Source organism: Curtobacterium sp. PhB170, from assembly GCF_003752345.1.
Classification (GTDB): Bacteria; Actinomycetota; Actinomycetes; order Actinomycetales; family Microbacteriaceae; genus Curtobacterium.
This window is the reverse complement of the sequence record NZ_RJUM01000012.1, coordinates 16,574-35,247: the sequence shown is the minus strand read 5'-3', so window position 1 is coordinate 35,247 and position 18,674 is coordinate 16,574. Positions and strand designations below refer to the sequence as shown.

Genomic DNA, 18,674 nt, shown 5'->3' with positions numbered 1-18,674 from the left:
AAGGTGCGACAACATCGATGTCGCACGACGTCGATGTTGTCGTCGGGCCGCGCGTGCAACTGTTGCGCACGCGCGGGTGCGACGAACTCGATGTCGTACGACATCGAGGATGTCGTTCCGAGTCGACCAGGCAGCTGATGCGGGTGCAGCTGCCGGGCCCCGCAGCACCTACGCCCGCGCGAGCTCCGCCCGCAGCGGCAGGTCCTGGTCCTCCAGGATGAGCTGCGCGCCCACGGCGGTCCGGGCGTTCACGACGATCGGCGCGAGCAGGTTGACGGTCGTGCCGGACGCGCCGGGGTTCGCCACCACGAGCAGCATGGCATCGGCGGGGTCGGTCAGCTCGAGCCCCGCCGCCTGCTCGTCGGTGAGCTCGGGCGAGTACGACGGCAGGTGCACCGCCGCGTCGAGCACGAACAAGCGCGAGGAACCCCCGACGAGGGTGAACAGGCCCTCGGCACCGTCCACCGGGGTCAGCGTGAAGACCGGTGCGGGGGACAGGCCGAACGGCGGGACGGCGAAGGTCAGGGAGATGCTCATCGGAGGTAGTCCATCAGGGTCGGCTGCAGGACCTTCGCGGTGACGGCGAGGGCTGCCTGGTAGTTGGTCTGCTGCACCTGCAGGTCGAGGACGGCCTTGGCGAGGTCGACGTCCTCGATGCCGGCGCGGCGGTTCTCGAGCGAGACGGCCGCGGTCTTCAGCGAGTCCTGGGCGGCGAGGGCGGTCGCGTGCCGGACACCGACGTCGGCCTGGGCGCCGCGGACGGCCCCGAGCGCGCCGTCGACGTCGTTGATCCGCGCGTTCACGTTCACCCCGTTCTGCAGGTCGCTGACGATGGAGTCGAGCACCCCGAACACCGACGACGCGCCGGTGCCGAAGACGTCGGCCCCGGCGGTGTCGACGCGCACGGTGGTGCCGTCGCCGATCCGGCGGGAGACGTCCGTGCCGGAGGCCGCCCAGCCGGTCGCCGGGTCGTACGCGGCGGCGGCGGTCGAGGCGCCGGCGAACACCGAGCGGGTGCCGTAGGTCGTGTTGGCCCGCGCCTCGAGGTCGGACTTCAGCGACTGGAACTGCGTGATGAAGGCGTCGCGGTCGGTGTCGCTCATGGTGCCGGAGTTCGCCGCCTGCACGGTCAGGTCCCGCACGCTGTTCAGCACCGAGTAGACGCTGGACAGGGCGCTGTCGGTGGTCGCGAGCCAGGCCACGGCGTCGTTCGCGTTGCGCGTGTACTGCGCGGCGGCGGCCTGCTCCTTGCGGACCTGCATCGACGACGCGGTGCCGACCGGGTCGTCGGACGGCTTCTGGATCGCCTGCAGCGTGGTGGCCTGCTCGGTCAGCTGCGCCACGCGCGCCGCACCGGTCTGCAGCCGTGCCGAGGCCGCGGCCATCGACATCTGGGTGGTCACCCGGGTGATCACGATCAGCCCCTCCCGACGAGTCCGACGCGGTTGATGATGGTGTCGAGCATCTCGTCGACGGCGGTCAGGACGCGTGCCGCGCCCTGGTACGCGTGCTGGTAGCTCAGCAGGTTCACGTTCTCCTCGTCGAGGTCGACGCCGGCGCTCGACTGCTGCTGGGTGCGCGCGTTGGTCAGGGCGAGTCCGGTGAGTGTCGACTCCGTCGCGGCCGACCGGGAGGCGGTGCCCACCCCCGCCACGAACGTCGCCCAGGTCGTGTCGGCGGCTCCAGGGCCCGTGCCGAGTCGCGAGAGCGCGTCGGCGAACGAGTCGTCGAGCTGCCCCGCCGCGTTCCGCGTCGCCAGGCCGCTGCCGTCCGTCGGGACGACCGACAGGCCCTGCGCGGCGGGGACGCCCGCCGCGAGGGCGAAGAACGCGGTGCCGGTGGTGCCGGCCGGGGTGGTGCCGGTGGCGTGCACGGCGTTGACGGTCTCTGCGAGCTGGGTCGCGACGGCGTCGTAGGAGGCGGCGGCCTGGGCGAGCGCGCCGCCCGTGCCGTTCCCGTTCGCCGGGGCGAGGACGGCGAGGGCGCCACCGATCGACCCGCCGCTCAGGGACACCGCGCCGGCGCTGCCGGAGGTCCAGGTCAGGGTGACCGCGGCGCCGTCGGCGAGGCGTTCGCCACCGCCGAGGGCCACGGCGCGGGCGTCGGTGCCCTGCACGAGCGGGTTGCCGCCGAGCAGCACGTCGACCGTGCCGTCCGCGTTGGTGCGGGTCGTCCCGCCGGCGAGCGTCGCGATCTGCTCGGTGAGCTGGTCACGTTGGTCGAGGAGTTCGTTGGCGTTGCCGCCGGAGGCCAGTGCGGTGCGGATCCGCCCGTTCAGGTCGGCCACCTGCTTCGCGGCGTCGTTCAGCTGGGTGACCTGGCCGGCCGCGGTGCCCCGGACCGAGGACCACTGCGCGTCGACGGCCTTCGACCCGGCGGCCAGGGCGGAGGCGACCGTGCCCGCTGCGCCGATCACGGCGCTGGCGGCACCCGGGTCGTCGGGGTGACTGGCGAGTTCGCTCCACGACGACCAGAAGGCATCGAGCTTGGCGCTCAGGCCGTCCTTGCCGGGCTCGTGCAGGCCGGTCTCGAGGGCGGACAGTGCCGTCGCACGGGCGTCGGCGTAGGCGGAGGACCCCGCGGCGACCCGGACGCCGACGTCGAGCGTCAGCGATGCCAGGCGGGCGATGCCGTCGACGGAGACGCCCTGACCGGCGAGGGCGGCGGTGCCGCGCATGAACCCGGTCTGGGTCGCGGGGACGGAGTTCTGCGTGACGCGCTGCCGCGTGTACCCGGCGGTGCCGGCGTTCGCGATGTTCTGGCCGGTGACGTCGATGCCGGCGCGGGCGGCGGCGAGGCCGGAGTACGCGGTGGCGAGGGAGCCGAAGGTGCTGACCACGGGGCTACAGGGTCCCCTCGAACAGGCGGGCGCCGTCGGAGCCGGGACCGGAGGTGCCCGAGGCGTCGTAGGTCGCGGCGGTCGTCACGGTGCCGGCGAGGGTCTCCTCGGTGGCCTGGGCGGCGGTGCGCAGGAAGCGGTCGTTCTCGTCGCGCAGGGCGCCGATCTGGGTGGTCAGCTCGACCATCGCGGTCAAGTGTGCTGCGAGGATCTCACCCCACGGGCCGTTCGGCGCTGCGGCGACGACGTCGCGCAGTGGTGCATCGGCGGGGACGCCCCACTCCTCGGCGACCTCGGCACTCGACGCGGCGCGCTCGAGTCCGGTGCTGCGGAGTCGTTCGAGGACCTGCTCGACCTCGCGGCTGGCGTGCGACACCCACCGGGAACGGCCCGCGGTGAGCAGGAGCTGCTCCTCCTCGAGCTTGAAGGTGAGCAGCTCGAGCAGTTCGCGTTCGCGCCAGAGCACGGCGGACAGGTCGTTCACGCTCATCAGCTCCTCCCGTGTGGGTCGTCGTCGGGTGTTCGGGTCCTCGGGTCCACCATCCGGCGGACACCGAGACCTATCGACCCGACGGCGGTGGCCGTAAGCGGCGGGGGACGTGACATGCGAGGCGGACGTCCCCCGGGCCTCCCGGAACGAACGAAACGCACCCCGTCCGGGGGACGGGAACGGGCGTTCTACCGGGTGGGTCCCCCCAAATGCCGACCGGGAAACACCGCGAATGCCCCCGCACTGGGGACGGGTGAACCCCTGTTCAGGACATTGCCAGCCGATACATTCAGAACGCACCACGAGGGCGACCTCGAACCGCCTCACAGGGGCGCGGGGTGCACCGCTCGGAGGGAACCGGGCGGGTCTTCGGCGTACGCACCGGCCATCCGAGGCCGGCGTCCGTCGTGCCCAGGGACGGGTGAGTCGAGACAGTCACGTCAGGTCGATCAGGGGATCAGCATGGACCGCACCGCACGCAACGCGATGATCGTGGAGCACCTCCCGCTCGTGGGCTACATCGTCGCGGACGTCCGCTCCCGTGCCACGCACCTGGACCGCGACGACCTCGCCGCCGTCGGCTCCCTCGCGCTCGTCGCCGCTGCCGACGCGTTCGACCCCACCCTCGGCGTCCCCTTCGGCGCGTACGCCCGGACCCGGATCGCCGGAGCCCTCGCCGACGACATGCGCTCGGCCGACTGGGCGTCTCGTGGTACCCGGAAGCGGATCCGCGAGACCCTCGCCACGCAGGAGGCCCTGTCCGCCCGACTCGGCCGGAGCGTCGGCGTGCAGGAGATCGCGGACGCGATGGGCGTCGACCGGCAGGCCGCCTCGGACGCCATGAGCGACGCGGCCCGCATCGTCGCGCCCCTCGACGAGACCGTGCACGACCTCGTCGCCGCCGACCTGCCGTTGCCCGGCGACGACCTGCTCGAGACCGAGAAGCGCCGCTACCTGCGCGCAGCCGTCGAGGCGCTGCCCGAGCGGATGCGCTTCGTCGTCGAGGCCGTCTACTTCGGGGACCGCTCGGTGACCGACGTCGCCGCGGAACTCGGCATCACGCACTCCGCCGTCTCGCAGCAGCGCTCCGAGGCGATGCGCCTGCTCCGCGACGGACTGGCCGCCCACTACGGCGACGGAGGTGCCGCCGCCGAACCCGCCTCGCGCACCACCGCGGCCCGCCGGAGCGCCTACCTCGCACGCGTCGCGTCGAACGCCGCCGCCGGCGTCGCACGTGCCGTCCACGACGCGACTGCGCCGGTCGCCGTGGCGGCGAGCTGAACCGTCGACGGGTATTTCCGTCGATTCCCTAACGGCTCCCGGCACCCGGTCGAGAGTCATCCACGTCAGCCCACGGACGGGCTGTAGTACGACCCAGCATTCACGGAGGAAACCACCATGGGTATGTCCATCAACACCAACCTCTCGGCACTCAACACGTACCGGAACCTCAACTCGACGCAGAACGACCTGTCGAAGTCCCTCGAGAAGCTCTCGTCGGGTCTCCGCATCAACCGTGCTGCCGACGACGCGGCCGGTCTGTCGATCTCCGAGGGGCTGAAGTCCCAGGTCGGTGGCCTCACGGTCGCCGCCCGCAACGCGCAGGACGGCATCTCCGTCGTGCAGACCGCTGAAGGTGGCCTCACCGAGACCCACTCGATCCTCCAGCGCATGCGCGACCTGGCCGTCCAGGCCGGTAACGACTCGAACAACGAGGACTCGCGCAAGGCGATCACCACCGAGGTCGGCGAGCTCACCAAGGAGCTCACCCGCATCTCGCAGTCGACCAACTTCAACGGCATCAACCTGCTCGACGGCTCCGCCGGCACCGCAGGCGTCCTGAAGTTCCAGGTCGGCGCCAACGGCGACGCGGCGAGCCAGATCGACGTCGACCTGTCGAAGTCCAACGTGGAGTCGGTGTCGACCGCTGTCGGCGCCCTCACCTTCGACAGCGCGACGAACGCTCAGGCCGCCATCACCGCGATCGACGAGCAGATCAAGTACGTGTCCTCGGCACGTTCGAGCATCGGTGCTGTCCAGAACCGCTTCGACCACGCCATCAACGTGACGAACGTGGCCAAGGAGAACCTCACCGCTGCCGGTTCGCGCATCACCGACGTCGACATGGCCGAGGAGATGGTCAAGTACACGCGCGACAACATCCTCAGCCAGGCCGGCACGTCGATGCTCGCGCAGGCGAACCAGAGCACGCAGGGCGTGCTCTCGCTCCTGCGCTAGCACCCACGACGCCGCCTTCCGGGATCGTTCAGGCTTCCCGGGAGGCGGCGTCGCCCTCCTGACCATCCCCACGACGCCAGGGAGTGTCGACGATGTCATCGTCCGTGTCCTCGAGCACCAGCCTCGCGATCGACGGGCTCGTCAGCGGGCTCAAGACGACCGACCTCATCAACTCGTTGATGAGCGTCGAGGGCGTGCCGCAGACCCTGCTCAAGAACAAGCTCACGAGCACCAACTCGTTCATCTCGTCACTGCAGACGATCAACGGCTTGGTGCAGGCCCTCGCGACGAAGGCGAAGGACGCCGCCAAGGCGACCTCGCTCGACCTCTTCACGGCCACGAGCTCGTCGTCGGGCGTCACCGCCGTCACCGGCACGAACGCGAGCGCCGGATCACTGACGTTCAGCGTCGGCTCGACCGCGTCCGCCCAGGTCGGGGTCACCGCCGCGATGTCCACGTGGTCGGCCGCTGCCGAGCCGATCACCATGGTGGGGGCCGACGGCACGAAGACCACCGTCACGCCGTCGTCCGGCTCCCTCGACGACACGGTCTCGGCGATCAACAAGTCCGGGGTCGGCGTCACCGCCACGAAGGTCGCCGCGGGTGCGGCCGCCGACGGCACCAAGCTCTACCGGTTGCAGCTGACGTCTGCCAAGACCGGGGCCGCGGGTGGTTTCGAGGTGTACCGGGGGACCGCCGACCAGGTGACCGCGGGCACCGCGACGAACGTGCTGACCGAGGTCGGCGCCGCGGTCGTCGCCCAGGCGAAGGACGCCAGCGTCACACTGTGGGCCGGCACCGCCGCCGAGCAGACGATCACGAGCGCGACGAACACGTTCACCGACCTGGTCCCCGGGCTCAGCGTCACCGTGTCGAGGGCCTCGACGGACCCGGTCACGGTCGGCGTCGCGCAGGACACCACGAAGGCCCAGTCCGTGGCGTCCGGACTCGTCGACGCGATGAACGCGGTCTCGGCCTACTACAAGACGAACACCGCGGTGACGAGCAGCACGAGTGCCACCAGTGGGTCGACGACCACGACCGCCGGGGTCCTGATGGGCGACGGCACCTCGCGCGACGCCGTGCAGCGCCTGGGCAGCACCATGTCGGCGCCCGTCGGCGGGAAGTCGCCGTCGTCGATCGGCATCTCGATCACCAAGGACGGCAGCTTCACCTTCGATGCCGAGGTCTTCCAGAAGGCCCTCGCCACCGACCCCGAGGGCACGCAGGCGATGCTGTCCGGCGTCGCCGCGAACGTCGGTGCCGCCGCCACCGCGGCGTCCGACAAGTACGACGGGTCCATCACCACGACGATCACCGGCCAGCAGGCGGTCGCCAAGGACCTCAACACCCAGATCGACAGCTGGACCGACCGACTCACGATGCGCCGCGCATCGCTCCAGACGCTGTACTCGTCGCTCGAGACCAGCCTCAGCAAGCTCCAGTCCCAGTCGAGCTGGCTCGCCAGCCAGCTCGCGGCGACGACGAGCTGACGGGATCACCATGACCTTCGACTTCCAGGCCGCCGCCTTCCGCCAGGCCGCGCAGCCCCGCACCGTGACCGACCAGCGTCGCGCCCAGTACACGAACGAGGCCGTCCTGTCGGCCACCCCGGCGCAGCTCGTCACGATGCTCTACGACCGGCTGCTGCTCGACCTGCACCGCGCCGAGGCCGCACAGACCAGCGCCGACTGGGACGCCGCCCGCGAACAGCTGCTGCACGCGCAGGCCATCGTCGGCGAGCTGTCGTCCACGCTGCGGATCGACGTCTGGGACGGGGGTGAGGGCCTGCTCGCCGTCTACAACTACGCGTCGACGTCCCTCATCACCGCGAACGTGCACCGTGACGTGCAGGCCACGCGCGACTGCATCCGGATCCTCGAACCCCTGCGGCAGTCGTGGCACGACGCCGCCGCGTCGCTGCCGGTGACGCCGGCCCGCCAGCAGCCGACGGGCGGAGCCCTCGGTGTCGCTTGAACCGGCACCGTCGCGTGAACCGGCACCGTCGCCCGAAACGACACCGTCGCCTGAGCAGGAGGTGTCGCCCGAGCAGGTCGACCACCGCCTCGCCTGGGAGGCCCTCCTCGATTCCCTGGAGCACGACGCCGCCCGACAGGCGGCCGACCCCACGGCCGTGGTGGGGTGGTCGCAGCCAGCCGGGCTGGGTCCGGTGCCGCGCGCGTTGGTGGGGCGTGCCTCCCGGCTGCTCGCTGCGCAGCGCGACCGCATCGCGGAACTGGAGTCGGACCGGCGGGCGACGCTCGAGCACCTCGGTGCGCTGCGCGCCGTGGACGCGACCCGCGAGCCCCGTGGCGCGGTCTACCTCGACGCGTCCGCCTGACCCGTCGCGCGCTCGACCCGGAACGACATGCTCGACGTCGTACGACAACGAGGATGTCGATGCCCCGCGCGTGCAACGCCGGGCGGGCGCAAGGTGCGACGAGGTGGTCGTCATACGACAACGAGGATGTCGATGCCCCGCGAGCGCAACGGTTCCCACTGTGAACGGCCAGCGTCGGCAACGTGCGACGAGGTGGTCGTCGAGCGACGACGAGGATGTCGTCGGACCGCGGGCGCAACTGTCTGCGCGCGCAACGTGCGACATCGTCGACGTCGTACGACATCGATGGTGTCGCTCGCCCGCGCGTGCAACACCGGGCGCGCGCAAGGTGCGACGAGGTGGTCGTCGTACGACAACGAGGAAGTCGTTCTGCATCGGACGAACGCGCCCCAGCCACCCCCGTTCGGGGCGAGGGCTAACGCGGCCGGGGACGGGCACCGATAGCGCCACACGAGCACGGATCGCTCACCAGTTCGGCCACGGATCGGCCACCACCGCACGGCGACGTCCCATCGACGACGCCTGACGAGGGGACCACCGTGTTCGATTCCGTGACGAGCGTCGCGCTGAAGAGCGCACTCGACGGCCTGTCGATGCGCCAGAAGGTGATCGCGAACAACATCGCGAACATCAACACGCCCGGCTACCACGCCGAGAAGGTCCAGTTCGAGGACGCCCTGGCGAAGTCGATCACCGACGGCAGCGGGGACACCGCGCCGACGGTCGCCCGCAGCCTCGAGCCGACGAACACGAACGGCAACAACGTCAACCTCGACGAGGAGACGCTCTCCAACGTCGACACCGTGCTCCGGTACCAGTTCGCCACGCAGGCGATGAACTCCGAGCTCACCAGCGTCCGTGCGGCGATGCGGACGAACTCGTGACGACCTTCGACGCGATCGGCATCGCGAGCACCGGCATGACCGTGCACCGGAAGTGGCTCGACGCCGTCGCCGACAACATGGCGAACGCGAACACCGTGAAGTCGATGGACGACACCGCCTTCCAGGCCCGCTACGTCGAGGTGCAGGAGGGCAACGGCGTGTCCGGCGCCTACGTCAAGGGTGCCGCGTTCGGCAGCGCCGCCGGCCGAGTGACCTACGACCCGGACAACCCGCTCGCGAACGACGAGGGCTACGTCCGCATGCCGGACATCGACCTCGGCACGCAGATGGCGGACCTCATCATGGCCCAGCGCGGCTACCAGGCGAACGCCGCCGTGGTCGACCGTGCCAAGACCGCCTACGAGGCGGCACTGCAGATCGGGAAGAACTGATGCCCATCGACGCCGTCAACGGTGTGACCACCAACGCGATGACGAACGCACTGACCAGTGTGTCCGGCACCTCCAGCGACGTCACCGGCACCGCCGGCGCGACCAGCACCGACGGCAGCGGGTTCGCCGCCAGCCTCGGGAACGCCGTCGACGGGTTGCAGGCGCTGCAGAGCGACTCGAAGACCCTCGCGCTCAAGGCCGTCACCGGCAACCTCGACGACATCCACGACGCGACCATCGCCGCCACCCGCGCACAGGTCACGCTCGAGCTCGTCTCCGCCGTCCGCAACAAGGGCGTCGATGCGTTCAACGAGATCATGAGGATGCAGGCCTGATGCCCGTCGCCGTCAAGAACGTCTTCGCGCGCCTGTCCGCGTACGTGAAGGGCTTCTCCGCCGCCCAGCGCACCATCGCGATCCTGGTGATCGCCGCGCTCGTGCTCGGTGGGATCGCCCTGGCGTCGTGGCTCGGCAAGGCGTCCTACGCGCCGCTCTTCACCGGGCTGGCCGCCGCCGACGCGAGCTCCATCACCGACCAGCTGCAGACCGACGGTGTGCCGTACCAGCTCACCGACGGCGGCGCGACGATCCTGGTGCCGCAGGCGCAGGTGTACTCGGAGCGTCTCAAGGCCGCGTCGAACGGGCTGCCGTCGTCGAACGAGGGCGGCTACTCGTTGCTCGACCAGATGGGCGTGACGAGCTCGGAGTTCCAGCAGGACGTCACCTACAAGCGGGCGATGGAGGGCGAGCTCGCCAAGACCATCGGCGCGATGGACGGCGTGCAGACCGCGACCGTGCAGCTCGCGATCCCGGAGAAGTCCGTGTTCGTGTCCGAGGAGAAGGACCCGACGGCGTCGGTGTTCATCGCCACCGACAACGGCACGCAGCTGACCACCGACCAGGTGCAGGCGATCGTGCACCTGACCAGCGCCTCGGTCGAGGGCATGCAGACCACCGACGTCTCGGTCGTCGACGCCAAGGGGCAGACGCTGTCCGCCGTCGGGACCGGTGCGACCGGCAGCGGCGCCGACCAGGCCGCCGACTACGACGCCGCGACGAGCAAGAAGATCCAGGACCTGCTCGACACCACCCTCGGGGCCGGCAACGCGACGGTCGTGGTCTCCGGCACGATGAACCAGGAGTCCGGCACCCGCACGTCGGAGAGCTACACGTCACCGACCTCCGGTCCGGTCGCGCTCAACGAGTCGAGCACCACCGAGCAGTACGGCTCGGGTGCCGCGGGCGCGTCGAGCGGCGCGACCGGGGTCCTCGGCCCGGACAACATCGCGGTGCCGAACGGCACCGCCACGAGCGGCACCGGTGACGGCGGCTACACCAACGAGTCGGCGACCAAGAACAACGCCGTGGACCACACCACCGAGACCACGCAGATCCCGTCGGGGTCCCTCGACCGGCAGACCATCTCGGTCGCGCTGAACTCGAAGGCCGACGCCGTGCAGAACGCGAACCTGCAGAGCATCAACGACCTGGTGTCGGCCGCCGCCGGCGTCGACCAGAACCGCGGCGACCAGGTGAAGGTCGCGATGATGGACTTCGACACCAGTGGTGCCGACCAGGCCGCGAAGGCCCTCGAGGCGCAGCAGAAGGCCGACCAGCAGGAAGCCCTGTGGTCGTCGATCCGCACCGCCGGCATCGTCATCGGCATCCTGCTCGCGCTCATCGCCGTCATGTTCGTCATCGCCCGTCGCAGTCGGAAGCAGGAGCGCGAGGCCGTCGACCTCGGCGAACTCGACGCCTTCGCCGGCGAGACCTTCCAGCTGCCCCTCGCGATGGACGGCGCCGCCGACCGGGCGACCCTCGGCGCCGGCGACGCCCCCACCGCCGTGCTGTCGACGATGCCCGCCGGTGACCCGCCGACCGAGGTGCTGACGACCGACGAGATCACGGCCGAGCGCCGCCGACAGGACATCTCCGCGCTGGCCGAACGCGACCCGAAGCGCACGGCCGAGCTCCTGCGCGGGCTCCTCGACGACCGGGCACCGGTGTGAGCGCCCTGATGCCGAGCGGCAGCAACGGCAACGGCAACGGCCCGGGCACCGGCAAGGGTTCGAACGACCGTGCGCTGACCGGCGCCCAGAAGGTCGCGCTCATCCTCATGCAGATGGACACCGACCGTGCGGCCGAGGTGATGAAGCAGTTCACCGAGATGGAGGCCGAGGAGATCTCGGCCGAGATCGTCCGGATGCGCCGCGTCGAGGACACCGTCGTCGACCAGACGATGTCGGAGTTCCACCGGATCACGATGAGCGGCCGGCTGCAGAAGCGTGGCGGCAAGGAGACCGCGCTCGGGCTGCTCGAGGCGTCCTTCGGCGCCGAGCGCGCCGCCGGCGTGATGGACCGGCTCGCCTCGAACCTCGCCGGCCAGTCCTTCGACTTCCTCGACGACGCCGAGCCCGGGCAGGTCATCACCCTGCTCGAGGGCGAGCTGCCGCAGACCATCGCCCTCGTCCTCGCACACCTCAAGCCCGGTCAGGCGAGCGCCGTCCTCGCGGGTGTCGACGAGCGCGTCCGCACCGACGTCGCGCAGGCGTTCGCCACGATGGGCAGCGCGACCCCGGAGGCCGTCGGGATCGTCGCCGGTGTCCTGCGGCAGCGCGCCGGCGCCGTCGTGTCGCCGCGCGAGAGCGTCGAGGTCGTCGGCGGCATCGCGCCCCTGGTCGACATCATCAACCGCTCCGACGTCGCCACCGAGAAGGCCGTGCTCGACGGGCTCGAGGCCCGCGACCCGGAGCTCGCCGAGGACATCCGCTCGCGCATGCTCACCTTCGAGGACATCGTCAAGCTCGAGTCCCGCGACATCCAGCAGGTGCTGCGCGGCATCGACTCGAAGCTCCTCGCGACCGCCATGAAGGGTGCCGCTGGACCCGTCGTCGAGACGATCCGCGCGAACGTGTCCGAGCGCAACCGCTCGCTGCTCGACGACGAACTGCAGGCCATGGGCCCGGTCCGCGTCTCGCAGGTCGAGGAGGCGCGTGCCGAGGTCGTCCGTTCCGTGCGCGAGCTCGAGGCGCAGGGCGTCATCACCGTGCACCGTGCCGAGGAGGACGAGCTCGTTGACTGACACCACGACCGCCGGCACCGTGCAGCGCATCGCGTTCCCCTCGATCGGCACCGCCGCCGTGACCGACCGCGCGTCCGGTGCCGACGTCCGCGGCCACGCGGCCGGCTACACCGCGGGACTCCGCGCCGCACAGGCCGAGACGGACGCCCTGCGCGCCCGCCTGCAGGCCGAGCACGCCGCGCTGACCGCGTCGCTGCGCGCGGACACTGTCCGCCGCATCGCCGTCCTCGACGCCGCGACGAACGCGATGCTGTCCACGGTCGCGCCCGTCCTCAGCGACGCCGAGGCTTCGGTCGCCAGCGCGGCCACGGACCTGGCCGAGGCGATCGTCGGGTACGAGATCCGTGCCTCCCGTCCGGCGGTCGAGACCGATGACGGAGGGGAGGCCCGGATCACGTCCGGCGCCGAGACCACCGTCCGGCGGGCACTCGCGTCCATCGACCGCAGCGTCCCGGTGGCCGTCCGGCTCAGCCCGGCGGACGCCGCCCGCGTCGCCGACGTCGACCTGCCGGTCCCGGTCGTCGCGGACCCCGCGCTGCGGGACGGCGACGCCGTCGTCGACCTGCCGGACGGCATCCTCGACGCCCGGATCGCCACCGCACTCGACCGCGCCCGCACTGCACTGGGTGTCGAGCTGCAGGGGGTGTCCGCGTGACCGCCACGCTGCTCCGGCCCCGCGGGCTCGACGACGCCCTGCGGCAGGCCGCACCCCAGCGGGTCGGCGTCGTCACGAGTGCCGTCGGCCTCGGGCTGACGATCGCCGGGCTCGACGCCCACGTCGGCGAACTGGTGTCGGTCGGCCGCGACGGCTCCGAGCCGACCACGGTCGAGGTCGTCGCCACCGACGCCACCGGCGTGCGCTGCATGCCCCTCGGACGCCTCACCGGTGTGACCGCAGGCACCCCCGCACGCCCCACCGGCCGGCCGGTGCTCGTGCCGACGGGTGCCGGGCTGTTCGGCCGTGTGCTCGACGGGCTCGGCCGGCCGATCGACGACCGCGGACCGCTCGTCGGTGCCGGTGGTGAGCCCGTCGACTGGGTGCCGCTCGACCACGCGACCCCGAACGCGATGGCACGCACCCGCATCGACACCCCGATGCAGCTCGGCGTGCGGGTGCTCGACACCCTCACCACGGTCGGCCGTGGCCAGCGCATGGGGCTGTTCGCGGGCTCCGGTGTCGGCAAGTCGTCGCTGCTGTCGATGATCGCCCGGGGGAGTGACGCCGCCGTCAACGTGATCGCGCTGGTCGGGGAGCGTGGCCGCGAGGTGCGCGAGTTCCTCGAGGACGACCTCGGTGCCGAGGGCCTCGCCCGCTCGATCGTCGTCGTGTCGACCTCGGACGAGCCCGCGCTGATGCGCTTGCGGGCCGCGTTCGTGGCCACCCGCATCGCCGAGTCGTTCCGCGATGCCGGCCAGGACGTCGTGCTCATGATGGACTCGCTCACCCGCGTCGCGATGGCGCAGCGCGAGATCGGGCTCTCGGTGGGGGAGCCGCCGGCCACCCGGGGCTACCCGCCGTCGACGTTCTCGGTGCTCGCCGGGCTGCTCGAGCGTGCCGGGACGGACCGCGTCGGCAGCATCACCGGCATGTACACCGTGCTGGTCGACGGCGACGACCACAACGAGCCGATCGCCGACGCCGCCCGCAGCATCCTGGACGGTCACGTCGTGCTCGACCGGAAGCTCGCGATCACCGGGCACTTCCCGTCGGTGGACGCCCTCGGCTCGGTGTCCCGTGTGGCCTCGAAGGTGACGGACCCGGCGCAGCGCGGTGCCGCGACGACCCTCCGCAAGGTGATGGCAGCACGTGCCGCCGCCCAGGACCTGCTCGACGTCGGTGCGTACCAGCGCGGTTCGAACCCGCTCGTCGACGCCGCCGTCGACCACCAGGGCGCGATCGACGCGTTCCTGCGCCAGGGGATGGACGAGCGGGCGACCGCCGACGCGTCCTGGCAGCGACTCGGTGGTCTCGTGCAGCAGCTGGGGGTGTCGTGATGGCCCGCCGCTTCCCGCTCGCGGGGCTCCTGCGCCTGCGGCACACCGAACAGGACCGCGCCGCTGCCTCGCTCGCCACCGCGAACGAGCGCGTGCGCGACGCCGCCGACGCCCGGATCGCCGCGCGCCGCAGCCTCGCCGACGCCGAGGGCGCGCAGCCGATCGAGGACGCCGCGACCCTGAGCGCCGTCGCCGCTGCGCGTGCTGCGACCCGCGGGATGCTCGAGGAGCTCGACGCCGTGGTCCGGACCCGCCGCGCGGACGCCGACCGGGCACAGGACGAGTACACCGCCGCACGCCGTGCCGCGGTCGGCCTGGAGAAGCTCGAGGGCAAGCACGCCGCCGAGCAGGCCGCCGAGGAACTCCGCACCGAACAGAACGCCCTCGACGAGATCGCGGCACGACGCCGCACGGAAGGTGGTGCCCGATGAGCGTCGAAGCGGTGCTCTCCCGGATCTCCGAGATCCGTTCCCAGATCGACACCCTGCGCGGTGGCTCGGCCTCGGCGACGAGTACGTCGTCGTCCGCCGGGTCGACCAGCGCGTCGTCGAGCGCCTTCGCCGACGCCCTGGCCACGGCGACCGGGAACACCGGCACCGGGACCGCGACCGCTGCTGCCGGCGCTGCGGCGACCACCAGCAGCGCGCCCGCAACGTCCGTCGACGCCGGCGCGGGCACGCTCGCGACGGGCAGCGGCGCCACCGGCTCCGACGTCGTCGCGGACGCGAAGAAGTACCTCGGCGTGCCCTACGTGTTCGGCGGCACGACGACTTCTGGCATGGACTGCTCGGGCCTGGTGCAGACGGTGTTCAAGGACCTCGGCGTGACCATGCCGCGGGTCGTGCCGGACCAGGCGAAGATGGGCGTCGAGGTCGGCTCCCTGAAGGACGCGCAGCCCGGCGACCTGATCATCCCGAAGGGCGAGGGCCACGTCGTCATCTACGTCGGCGACGGCAAGGTGCTGCACGCGCCGCGCCCCGGCAAGGACGTCCGCATCGTCGACAACTGGTACTCGGACGCCGACATCGCCACCATCCGCCGCATCGTGCCGGCGCAGGCGTCCGCCACTCCGCCGACGACCGCGACCACCGCAAGCAGCGCCACCGACCTGCAGACCGCCGCGCTGCTGTCCATGATGCAGTCCGGGAGCGCCGCATGAGCCTGACCATCGCCACCCAGCCCGCGCCCGCTCCGACGAGCAGCGCTGCGCCCGCCCGCGCCACGACCGTCGCCGGGGCCGCTGGGTCGTTCGACGCCGCCCTGTCCGCGGCCGCCGCGACCGATCGTCGTGCCGGTGAGCGCGCACCGGCGCGCCGGGACGACTCCCGCGCAGCCGACGACACCGGGCCGACCACGTCGCCGAACGCTTCGACGACCAGCACCGGGACGGACGTCGCGGCTCCCGCTGACGGCTCGGCCGCTGCCGCCGGGGAGGCCCAGGCGTCCATGCTCACGCTCCCGCTCGCAGGGACGGCGCCCGGCTCGCTGACTCCGGTCGCGGTGACGACCCCTGTCGAGACGGGCACGCCGGTGACATCGACCGCGCCCGAGCCGACGGCGCAGGTCGGCACCGCGACGGCGGCGGCCCCGGCTCCGGCTCCGGCTCCGGAGACGACCACACCGACGACCGCTGCTGCCGTCCCCGCCGCTGACACCGGGGCTTCCGCTGCCACGGGCGCCGCGGCCCCGCTGCCGGCTCCCACGGCGCCGTCGGCAAGCACCACGGCGTCCGCCGCTTCCGCCGCCGCACCGGCACCGGTCCCGACCGCCGCAGTCCCCGCCGACGGGCTCGCGCCGTCACCGGCGTCCGACGTCCCGAGGCCCGGCACCCCGTCCGGCGCGACGACCGGCACCGGCACCGGCACCGCCGGAGTCACGAGCACGAGCAGCGCGCCCGCCCCCGCGGTCACTGCGGCGGCGGTCGCTGGGGCCGCGGTCGCCGCGACGCTCCAGCCGACCGGCCCGACCACCCAGACCACCGACGGCTCCGCGATCGCGACCCCGGCCGTCGTCACGGTGGCAGCGGCGACCGCCGCGCGGGGTGGGCAGACCGGCCACGGGACGGACCAGCAGGGATCGACGGCGGGTGATCCGGGCCTCCCGGCGGTCACCACCACGCGCGGCAGCGAGACGCCCTTCGTCCTGCCCTCCACGCCGACCGCCGCGCCCGCTCCGGTCACGGCGGCCGCCGCTCCGTCGGCCACGCCCGCGCCCCTCGGACAGCAGCTCGCGCGACCGGTGTTCTCGCTCGCGCAGGCCGGCCCCGGGGAGCACGTCGTCACCGTGCAGGTCGTGCCGGACAGCCTCGGACCGGTCACGGTCCGCGCACACGTCACCGCGCACGGCATGCACGTCGAGCTGTTCGCGGCGTCCGAAGCGGGCCGCGACGCGGTCCGCCAGGTGCTGCCGGACCTGCGGCGCGACGCCGCCGGCACCGGGCTGAGCACCACGCTCGACCTGTCGTCGCAGAACCACCCGGGCACGTCGGCGGGTCGCGACCAGCGACCAGCCGACGGCCGCCTGCGTGCCGACACCGGCCTGGAGGCACGGCGCACCTCCGCCGCGCAGCCAGCCTCCGCAGCCGCCACGTCCACCTCCACCATCCGCACCGCGGGACTCGACGTCCTCGCCTGACCGGCTCACGAACAGGAACGCAACCATGCCCATCGACGGCATCACCGGCAGCGTGGACCAGGCTGCCCAGGCCGCGGCCCTCGCCGCGAACTCGACCGCGAAGAAGTCCCAGACGATGGACTCCGAGGTGTTCATGAAGCTGCTCGTCACGCAGCTGCAGAACCAGGACCCGTCGTCGCCGATGGACACCAACCAGATGATCAGCCAGCAGACGCAGCTCGCGATGATGGAGCAGATCACCAACCAGACCACGACCGGGAACGAGAACTTCTCGCTCCAGATGCGCATCGCCGCCGCGAACCTCGTCGGCAAGCAGGTCAGCTACACCGACGCTGCGACCGGTACCGCCGTCACCGGGACCGCCTCGGCCGTGTCCTACGCGAACAGCGTGCCCACGGTCACCGTGAACGGGAAGGAGGTCGCTCTCGACGTGATCTCCGGCATCACCACCACCGCTCCGGCTTCCTGACACCGCTCCTTCCCCTCCTTCCCCTCTTTCTTCCTGCTCTTCCTGCCTCTCCGAAAGGACGCACCATGCTCCGCTCGCTCTACTCCGGGATCTCCGGCCTCCGCTCGCACCAGCAGATGCTCGACGTCACCGGCAACAACATCGCCAACGTCAACACCGTCGGCTTCAAGGCCTCGTCGACGGTCTTCCAGGACACCCTGTCGCAGATGACCCAGGGTGCCGGCGGACCGCAGACCGGTGTCGGCGGCACCAACCCGGCGCAGATCGGCCTCGGCGTCCAGGTCGCCGGCGTCTCCACCAACTTCGCGCAGGGCTCGGCCCAGGCCACCGGCAAGGCCACCGACCTGATGATCTCCGGCGACGGCTTCTTCGTCACCCGCCTCGGCAACGACACCGTCTACACCCGCGCCGGTGCGTTCGACTTCGACGCGAACGGCCGCCTGGTCACCGCCGACGGCAAGATCGTGCAGGGCTACCCGGCCACCAACGGCGTCGTCAACGACAACGGCGGCCTCGCCGACATCACGCTGCCGCTCGACGCCGCGGCACCGGCCGTCCGCACCACCTCGGCCTCGGTCGCCGGCAACCTGCCGTCCGAGACCGCCGTCGGCGACACCATCACCCGCGAGGCCACCGTCTACGACGCCTCGGGCGCCAAGCACACGATGTCCCTCGCCTACACGCGCACCGGCACCGGCTGGGACGTCACCGCACGCAACGGGCAGGGGACCACCACGAACGGGTCGCTCACGTTCGGCACCGACGGCAAGCTGACCTCCGGCGGCGCCCTGACGGTCGGCGGCATCGCCGTCGACATGGGGGAGCTCACCGGCTTCGCCTCGCTCAACACCGCGTCGATCGGTTCGCAGAACGGCCGCGAAGCCGGCGCCCTGCAGGGCTACGCGATCTCGAAGGACGGCACCGTCACCGGCACGTTCTCGAACGGTGCGTCGCTCGCCCTCGGCCGCATCGCCCTCGCGACGTTCGCCAACCCGGCGGGCCTCGAGAAGACCGGCGCCTCGGGCTACCGTGCCACCGGCAACTCGGGCACCGCGACCGTCGGCGGTCCCGGTTCGGCCGGCGTCGGGTCGCTCGCGGCGGGCACCCTCGAGATGTCGAACGTCGACCTGTCGCAGGAGTTCACGAACCTGATCGTGGCGCAGCGCGGGTTCCAGGCGAACGCGCGCATCATCACGACCTCGGACGAGGTGCTGCAGGAGCTGACGAACCTGAAGCGGTAGGCGGACGGCGCTTCGTGAGCAGGAATGGTCGGGTCCAAGCCGGGCAACCCGACCATTCCTGCTCACGAGT

Annotated in this window: 21 protein-coding genes; 17 read left to right on the top strand and 4 right to left on the bottom strand. The window is 71.9% G+C overall.

Going from position 1 to position 18,674, the window contains the following annotated elements:
* Positions 1–168: 168 nt before the first annotated feature.
* Genes fliW through EDF40_RS13590 form a run of 4 tightly spaced genes read right to left on the bottom strand, consistent with a single transcriptional unit; the run spans position 169 to position 3,329 of the window.
* Positions 169–537, bottom strand: coding sequence for a flagellar assembly protein FliW (gene fliW, locus EDF40_RS13605; RefSeq protein WP_111086356.1), 369 nt, complete (start codon positions 535–537; stop codon positions 169–171).
* Positions 534–1,415, bottom strand: a complete 882-nt coding sequence (flgL, locus tag EDF40_RS13600) for a flagellar hook-associated protein FlgL (protein WP_123292714.1) — start codon at positions 1,413–1,415, stop codon at positions 534–536. The genes fliW and flgL overlap by 4 nt, the downstream gene beginning before the upstream one ends.
* A 2-nt stretch (positions 1,416–1,417) precedes the next feature.
* On the bottom strand, positions 1,418–2,839 hold the full coding sequence (flgK, locus tag EDF40_RS13595) for a flagellar hook-associated protein FlgK (protein ID WP_123338350.1): 1,422 nt from the start codon (positions 2,837–2,839) through the stop codon (positions 1,418–1,420).
* Between the two features lie 4 nt (positions 2,840–2,843).
* On the bottom strand, positions 2,844–3,329 hold the full coding sequence (locus tag EDF40_RS13590) for a flagellar protein FlgN (protein WP_123292716.1): 486 nt from the start codon (positions 3,327–3,329) through the stop codon (positions 2,844–2,846).
* 462 nt (positions 3,330–3,791) lie between these two features.
* Here EDF40_RS13590 and EDF40_RS13585 point away from each other — a divergent pair, with 462 nt between their 5' ends.
* The 17 genes from EDF40_RS13585 to EDF40_RS13505 all read left to right on the top strand — a co-directional run bounded on the left by EDF40_RS13585 (position 3,792) and on the right by EDF40_RS13505 (position 18,604).
* Complete coding sequence (locus EDF40_RS13585) at positions 3,792–4,610, top strand: sigma-70 family RNA polymerase sigma factor (RefSeq protein WP_123338351.1); 819 nt, start codon at positions 3,792–3,794, stop codon at positions 4,608–4,610.
* 117 nt (positions 4,611–4,727) lie between these two features.
* Complete coding sequence (locus tag EDF40_RS13580; protein ID WP_181437623.1) at positions 4,728–5,567, top strand: flagellin; 840 nt, start codon at positions 4,728–4,730, stop codon at positions 5,565–5,567.
* 104 nt (positions 5,568–5,671) lie between these two features.
* Complete coding sequence (gene fliD / locus EDF40_RS13575) at positions 5,672–7,060, top strand: flagellar filament capping protein FliD (protein WP_260236199.1); 1,389 nt, start codon at positions 5,672–5,674, stop codon at positions 7,058–7,060.
* A 10-nt stretch (positions 7,061–7,070) separates the two neighbouring features.
* Positions 7,071–7,544 carry a flagellar export chaperone FliS gene (gene fliS, locus EDF40_RS13570; RefSeq protein WP_123338352.1) on the top strand — a complete coding sequence of 158 codons (474 nt, stop codon included), beginning with the start codon at positions 7,071–7,073 and terminating at the stop codon, positions 7,542–7,544.
* Positions 7,545–7,605: 61 nt separating this feature from the next.
* Entirely contained in the window at positions 7,606–7,908 is a 303-nt protein-coding gene (locus EDF40_RS13565; protein WP_148053753.1) for a hypothetical protein, read from the top strand.
* Between the two features lie 539 nt (positions 7,909–8,447).
* A complete protein-coding gene (locus EDF40_RS13560; protein WP_123338354.1) occupies positions 8,448–8,792 on the top strand; it encodes a flagellar basal body protein in 345 nt (114 codons plus the stop codon).
* The gene (locus EDF40_RS13555; RefSeq protein WP_235035933.1) at positions 8,789–9,184 is read left to right on the top strand and encodes a flagellar basal body rod protein FlgC; all 396 of its coding nucleotides are present in this window, start codon (positions 8,789–8,791) and stop codon (positions 9,182–9,184) included. Before EDF40_RS13560 ends, EDF40_RS13555 begins: the two co-directional genes overlap by 4 nt.
* Complete coding sequence (gene fliE, locus EDF40_RS13550; RefSeq protein WP_123338355.1) at positions 9,184–9,519, top strand: flagellar hook-basal body complex protein FliE; 336 nt, start codon at positions 9,184–9,186, stop codon at positions 9,517–9,519. The genes EDF40_RS13555 and fliE overlap by 1 nt, the downstream gene beginning before the upstream one ends.
* Positions 9,519–11,192, top strand: a complete 1,674-nt coding sequence (fliF, locus tag EDF40_RS13545) for a flagellar basal-body MS-ring/collar protein FliF (protein ID WP_123338356.1) — start codon at positions 9,519–9,521, stop codon at positions 11,190–11,192. The genes fliE and fliF overlap by 1 nt, the downstream gene beginning before the upstream one ends.
* A gap of 8 nt (positions 11,193–11,200) precedes the next feature.
* Positions 11,201–12,265: a flagellar motor switch protein FliG gene (gene fliG / locus EDF40_RS13540; RefSeq protein ID WP_123292859.1), complete on the top strand. Its 1,065-nt coding sequence runs from the start codon at positions 11,201–11,203 to the stop codon at positions 12,263–12,265.
* Entirely contained in the window at positions 12,258–12,920 is a 663-nt protein-coding gene (locus EDF40_RS13535) for a hypothetical protein (RefSeq protein ID WP_123338357.1), read from the top strand. The genes fliG and EDF40_RS13535 overlap by 8 nt, the downstream gene beginning before the upstream one ends.
* A complete protein-coding gene (locus EDF40_RS13530; protein ID WP_123338358.1) occupies positions 12,917–14,260 on the top strand; it encodes a FliI/YscN family ATPase in 1,344 nt (447 codons plus the stop codon). Before EDF40_RS13535 ends, EDF40_RS13530 begins: the two co-directional genes overlap by 4 nt.
* Positions 14,260–14,691, top strand: coding sequence for a flagellar FliJ family protein (locus EDF40_RS13525; RefSeq protein ID WP_111086344.1), 432 nt, complete (start codon positions 14,260–14,262; stop codon positions 14,689–14,691). The genes EDF40_RS13530 and EDF40_RS13525 overlap by 1 nt, the downstream gene beginning before the upstream one ends.
* Positions 14,688–15,419 carry a C40 family peptidase gene (locus tag EDF40_RS13520; RefSeq protein WP_123338359.1) on the top strand — a complete coding sequence of 244 codons (732 nt, stop codon included), beginning with the start codon at positions 14,688–14,690 and terminating at the stop codon, positions 15,417–15,419. The genes EDF40_RS13525 and EDF40_RS13520 overlap by 4 nt, the downstream gene beginning before the upstream one ends.
* Positions 15,416–16,894: a flagellar hook-length control protein FliK gene (locus tag EDF40_RS13515; RefSeq protein ID WP_123338360.1), complete on the top strand. Its 1,479-nt coding sequence runs from the start codon at positions 15,416–15,418 to the stop codon at positions 16,892–16,894. The genes EDF40_RS13520 and EDF40_RS13515 overlap by 4 nt, the downstream gene beginning before the upstream one ends.
* A gap of 25 nt (positions 16,895–16,919) precedes the next feature.
* Positions 16,920–17,363, top strand: a complete 444-nt coding sequence (locus EDF40_RS13510) for a flagellar hook assembly protein FlgD (protein ID WP_123292727.1) — start codon at positions 16,920–16,922, stop codon at positions 17,361–17,363.
* Between the two features lie 65 nt (positions 17,364–17,428).
* Positions 17,429–18,604 (top strand): flagellar hook protein FlgE, encoded by a 1,176-nt coding sequence (locus EDF40_RS13505; RefSeq protein ID WP_123338361.1) that lies wholly within the window; start codon positions 17,429–17,431, stop codon positions 18,602–18,604.
* Positions 18,605–18,674 lie beyond the last annotated feature (70 nt).

Excerpts from the sequence above, each read along its gene's own strand:
- fliS (WP_123338352.1), top strand. The coding sequence starts at position 7,071 with ATGACCTTCGACTTCCAGGCCGCCGCCTTCCGCCAGGCCGCGCAGCCC.
- fliE (WP_123338355.1), top strand. The coding sequence starts at position 9,184 with ATGCCCATCGACGCCGTCAACGGTGTGACCACCAACGCGATGACGAAC.
- EDF40_RS13515 (WP_123338360.1), top strand. The coding sequence starts at position 15,416 with ATGAGCCTGACCATCGCCACCCAGCCCGCGCCCGCTCCGACGAGCAGC.
- EDF40_RS13505 (WP_123338361.1), top strand. The coding sequence starts at position 17,429 with ATGCTCCGCTCGCTCTACTCCGGGATCTCCGGCCTCCGCTCGCACCAG.
- EDF40_RS13525 (WP_111086344.1), top strand. The coding sequence starts at position 14,260 with ATGGCCCGCCGCTTCCCGCTCGCGGGGCTCCTGCGCCTGCGGCACACC.
- fliG (WP_123292859.1), top strand. The coding sequence starts at position 11,201 with ATGCCGAGCGGCAGCAACGGCAACGGCAACGGCCCGGGCACCGGCAAG.
- EDF40_RS13585 (WP_123338351.1), top strand. The coding sequence starts at position 3,792 with ATGGACCGCACCGCACGCAACGCGATGATCGTGGAGCACCTCCCGCTC.
- EDF40_RS13520 (WP_123338359.1), top strand. The coding sequence starts at position 14,688 with ATGAGCGTCGAAGCGGTGCTCTCCCGGATCTCCGAGATCCGTTCCCAG.
- fliF (WP_123338356.1), top strand. The coding sequence starts at position 9,519 with ATGCCCGTCGCCGTCAAGAACGTCTTCGCGCGCCTGTCCGCGTACGTG.
- EDF40_RS13580 (WP_181437623.1), top strand. The coding sequence starts at position 4,728 with ATGGGTATGTCCATCAACACCAACCTCTCGGCACTCAACACGTACCGG.
- EDF40_RS13590 (WP_123292716.1), bottom strand. The coding sequence starts at position 3,329 with ATGAGCGTGAACGACCTGTCCGCCGTGCTCTGGCGCGAACGCGAACTG.
- EDF40_RS13510 (WP_123292727.1), top strand. The coding sequence starts at position 16,920 with ATGCCCATCGACGGCATCACCGGCAGCGTGGACCAGGCTGCCCAGGCC.
- fliW (WP_111086356.1), bottom strand. The coding sequence starts at position 537 with ATGAGCATCTCCCTGACCTTCGCCGTCCCGCCGTTCGGCCTGTCCCCC.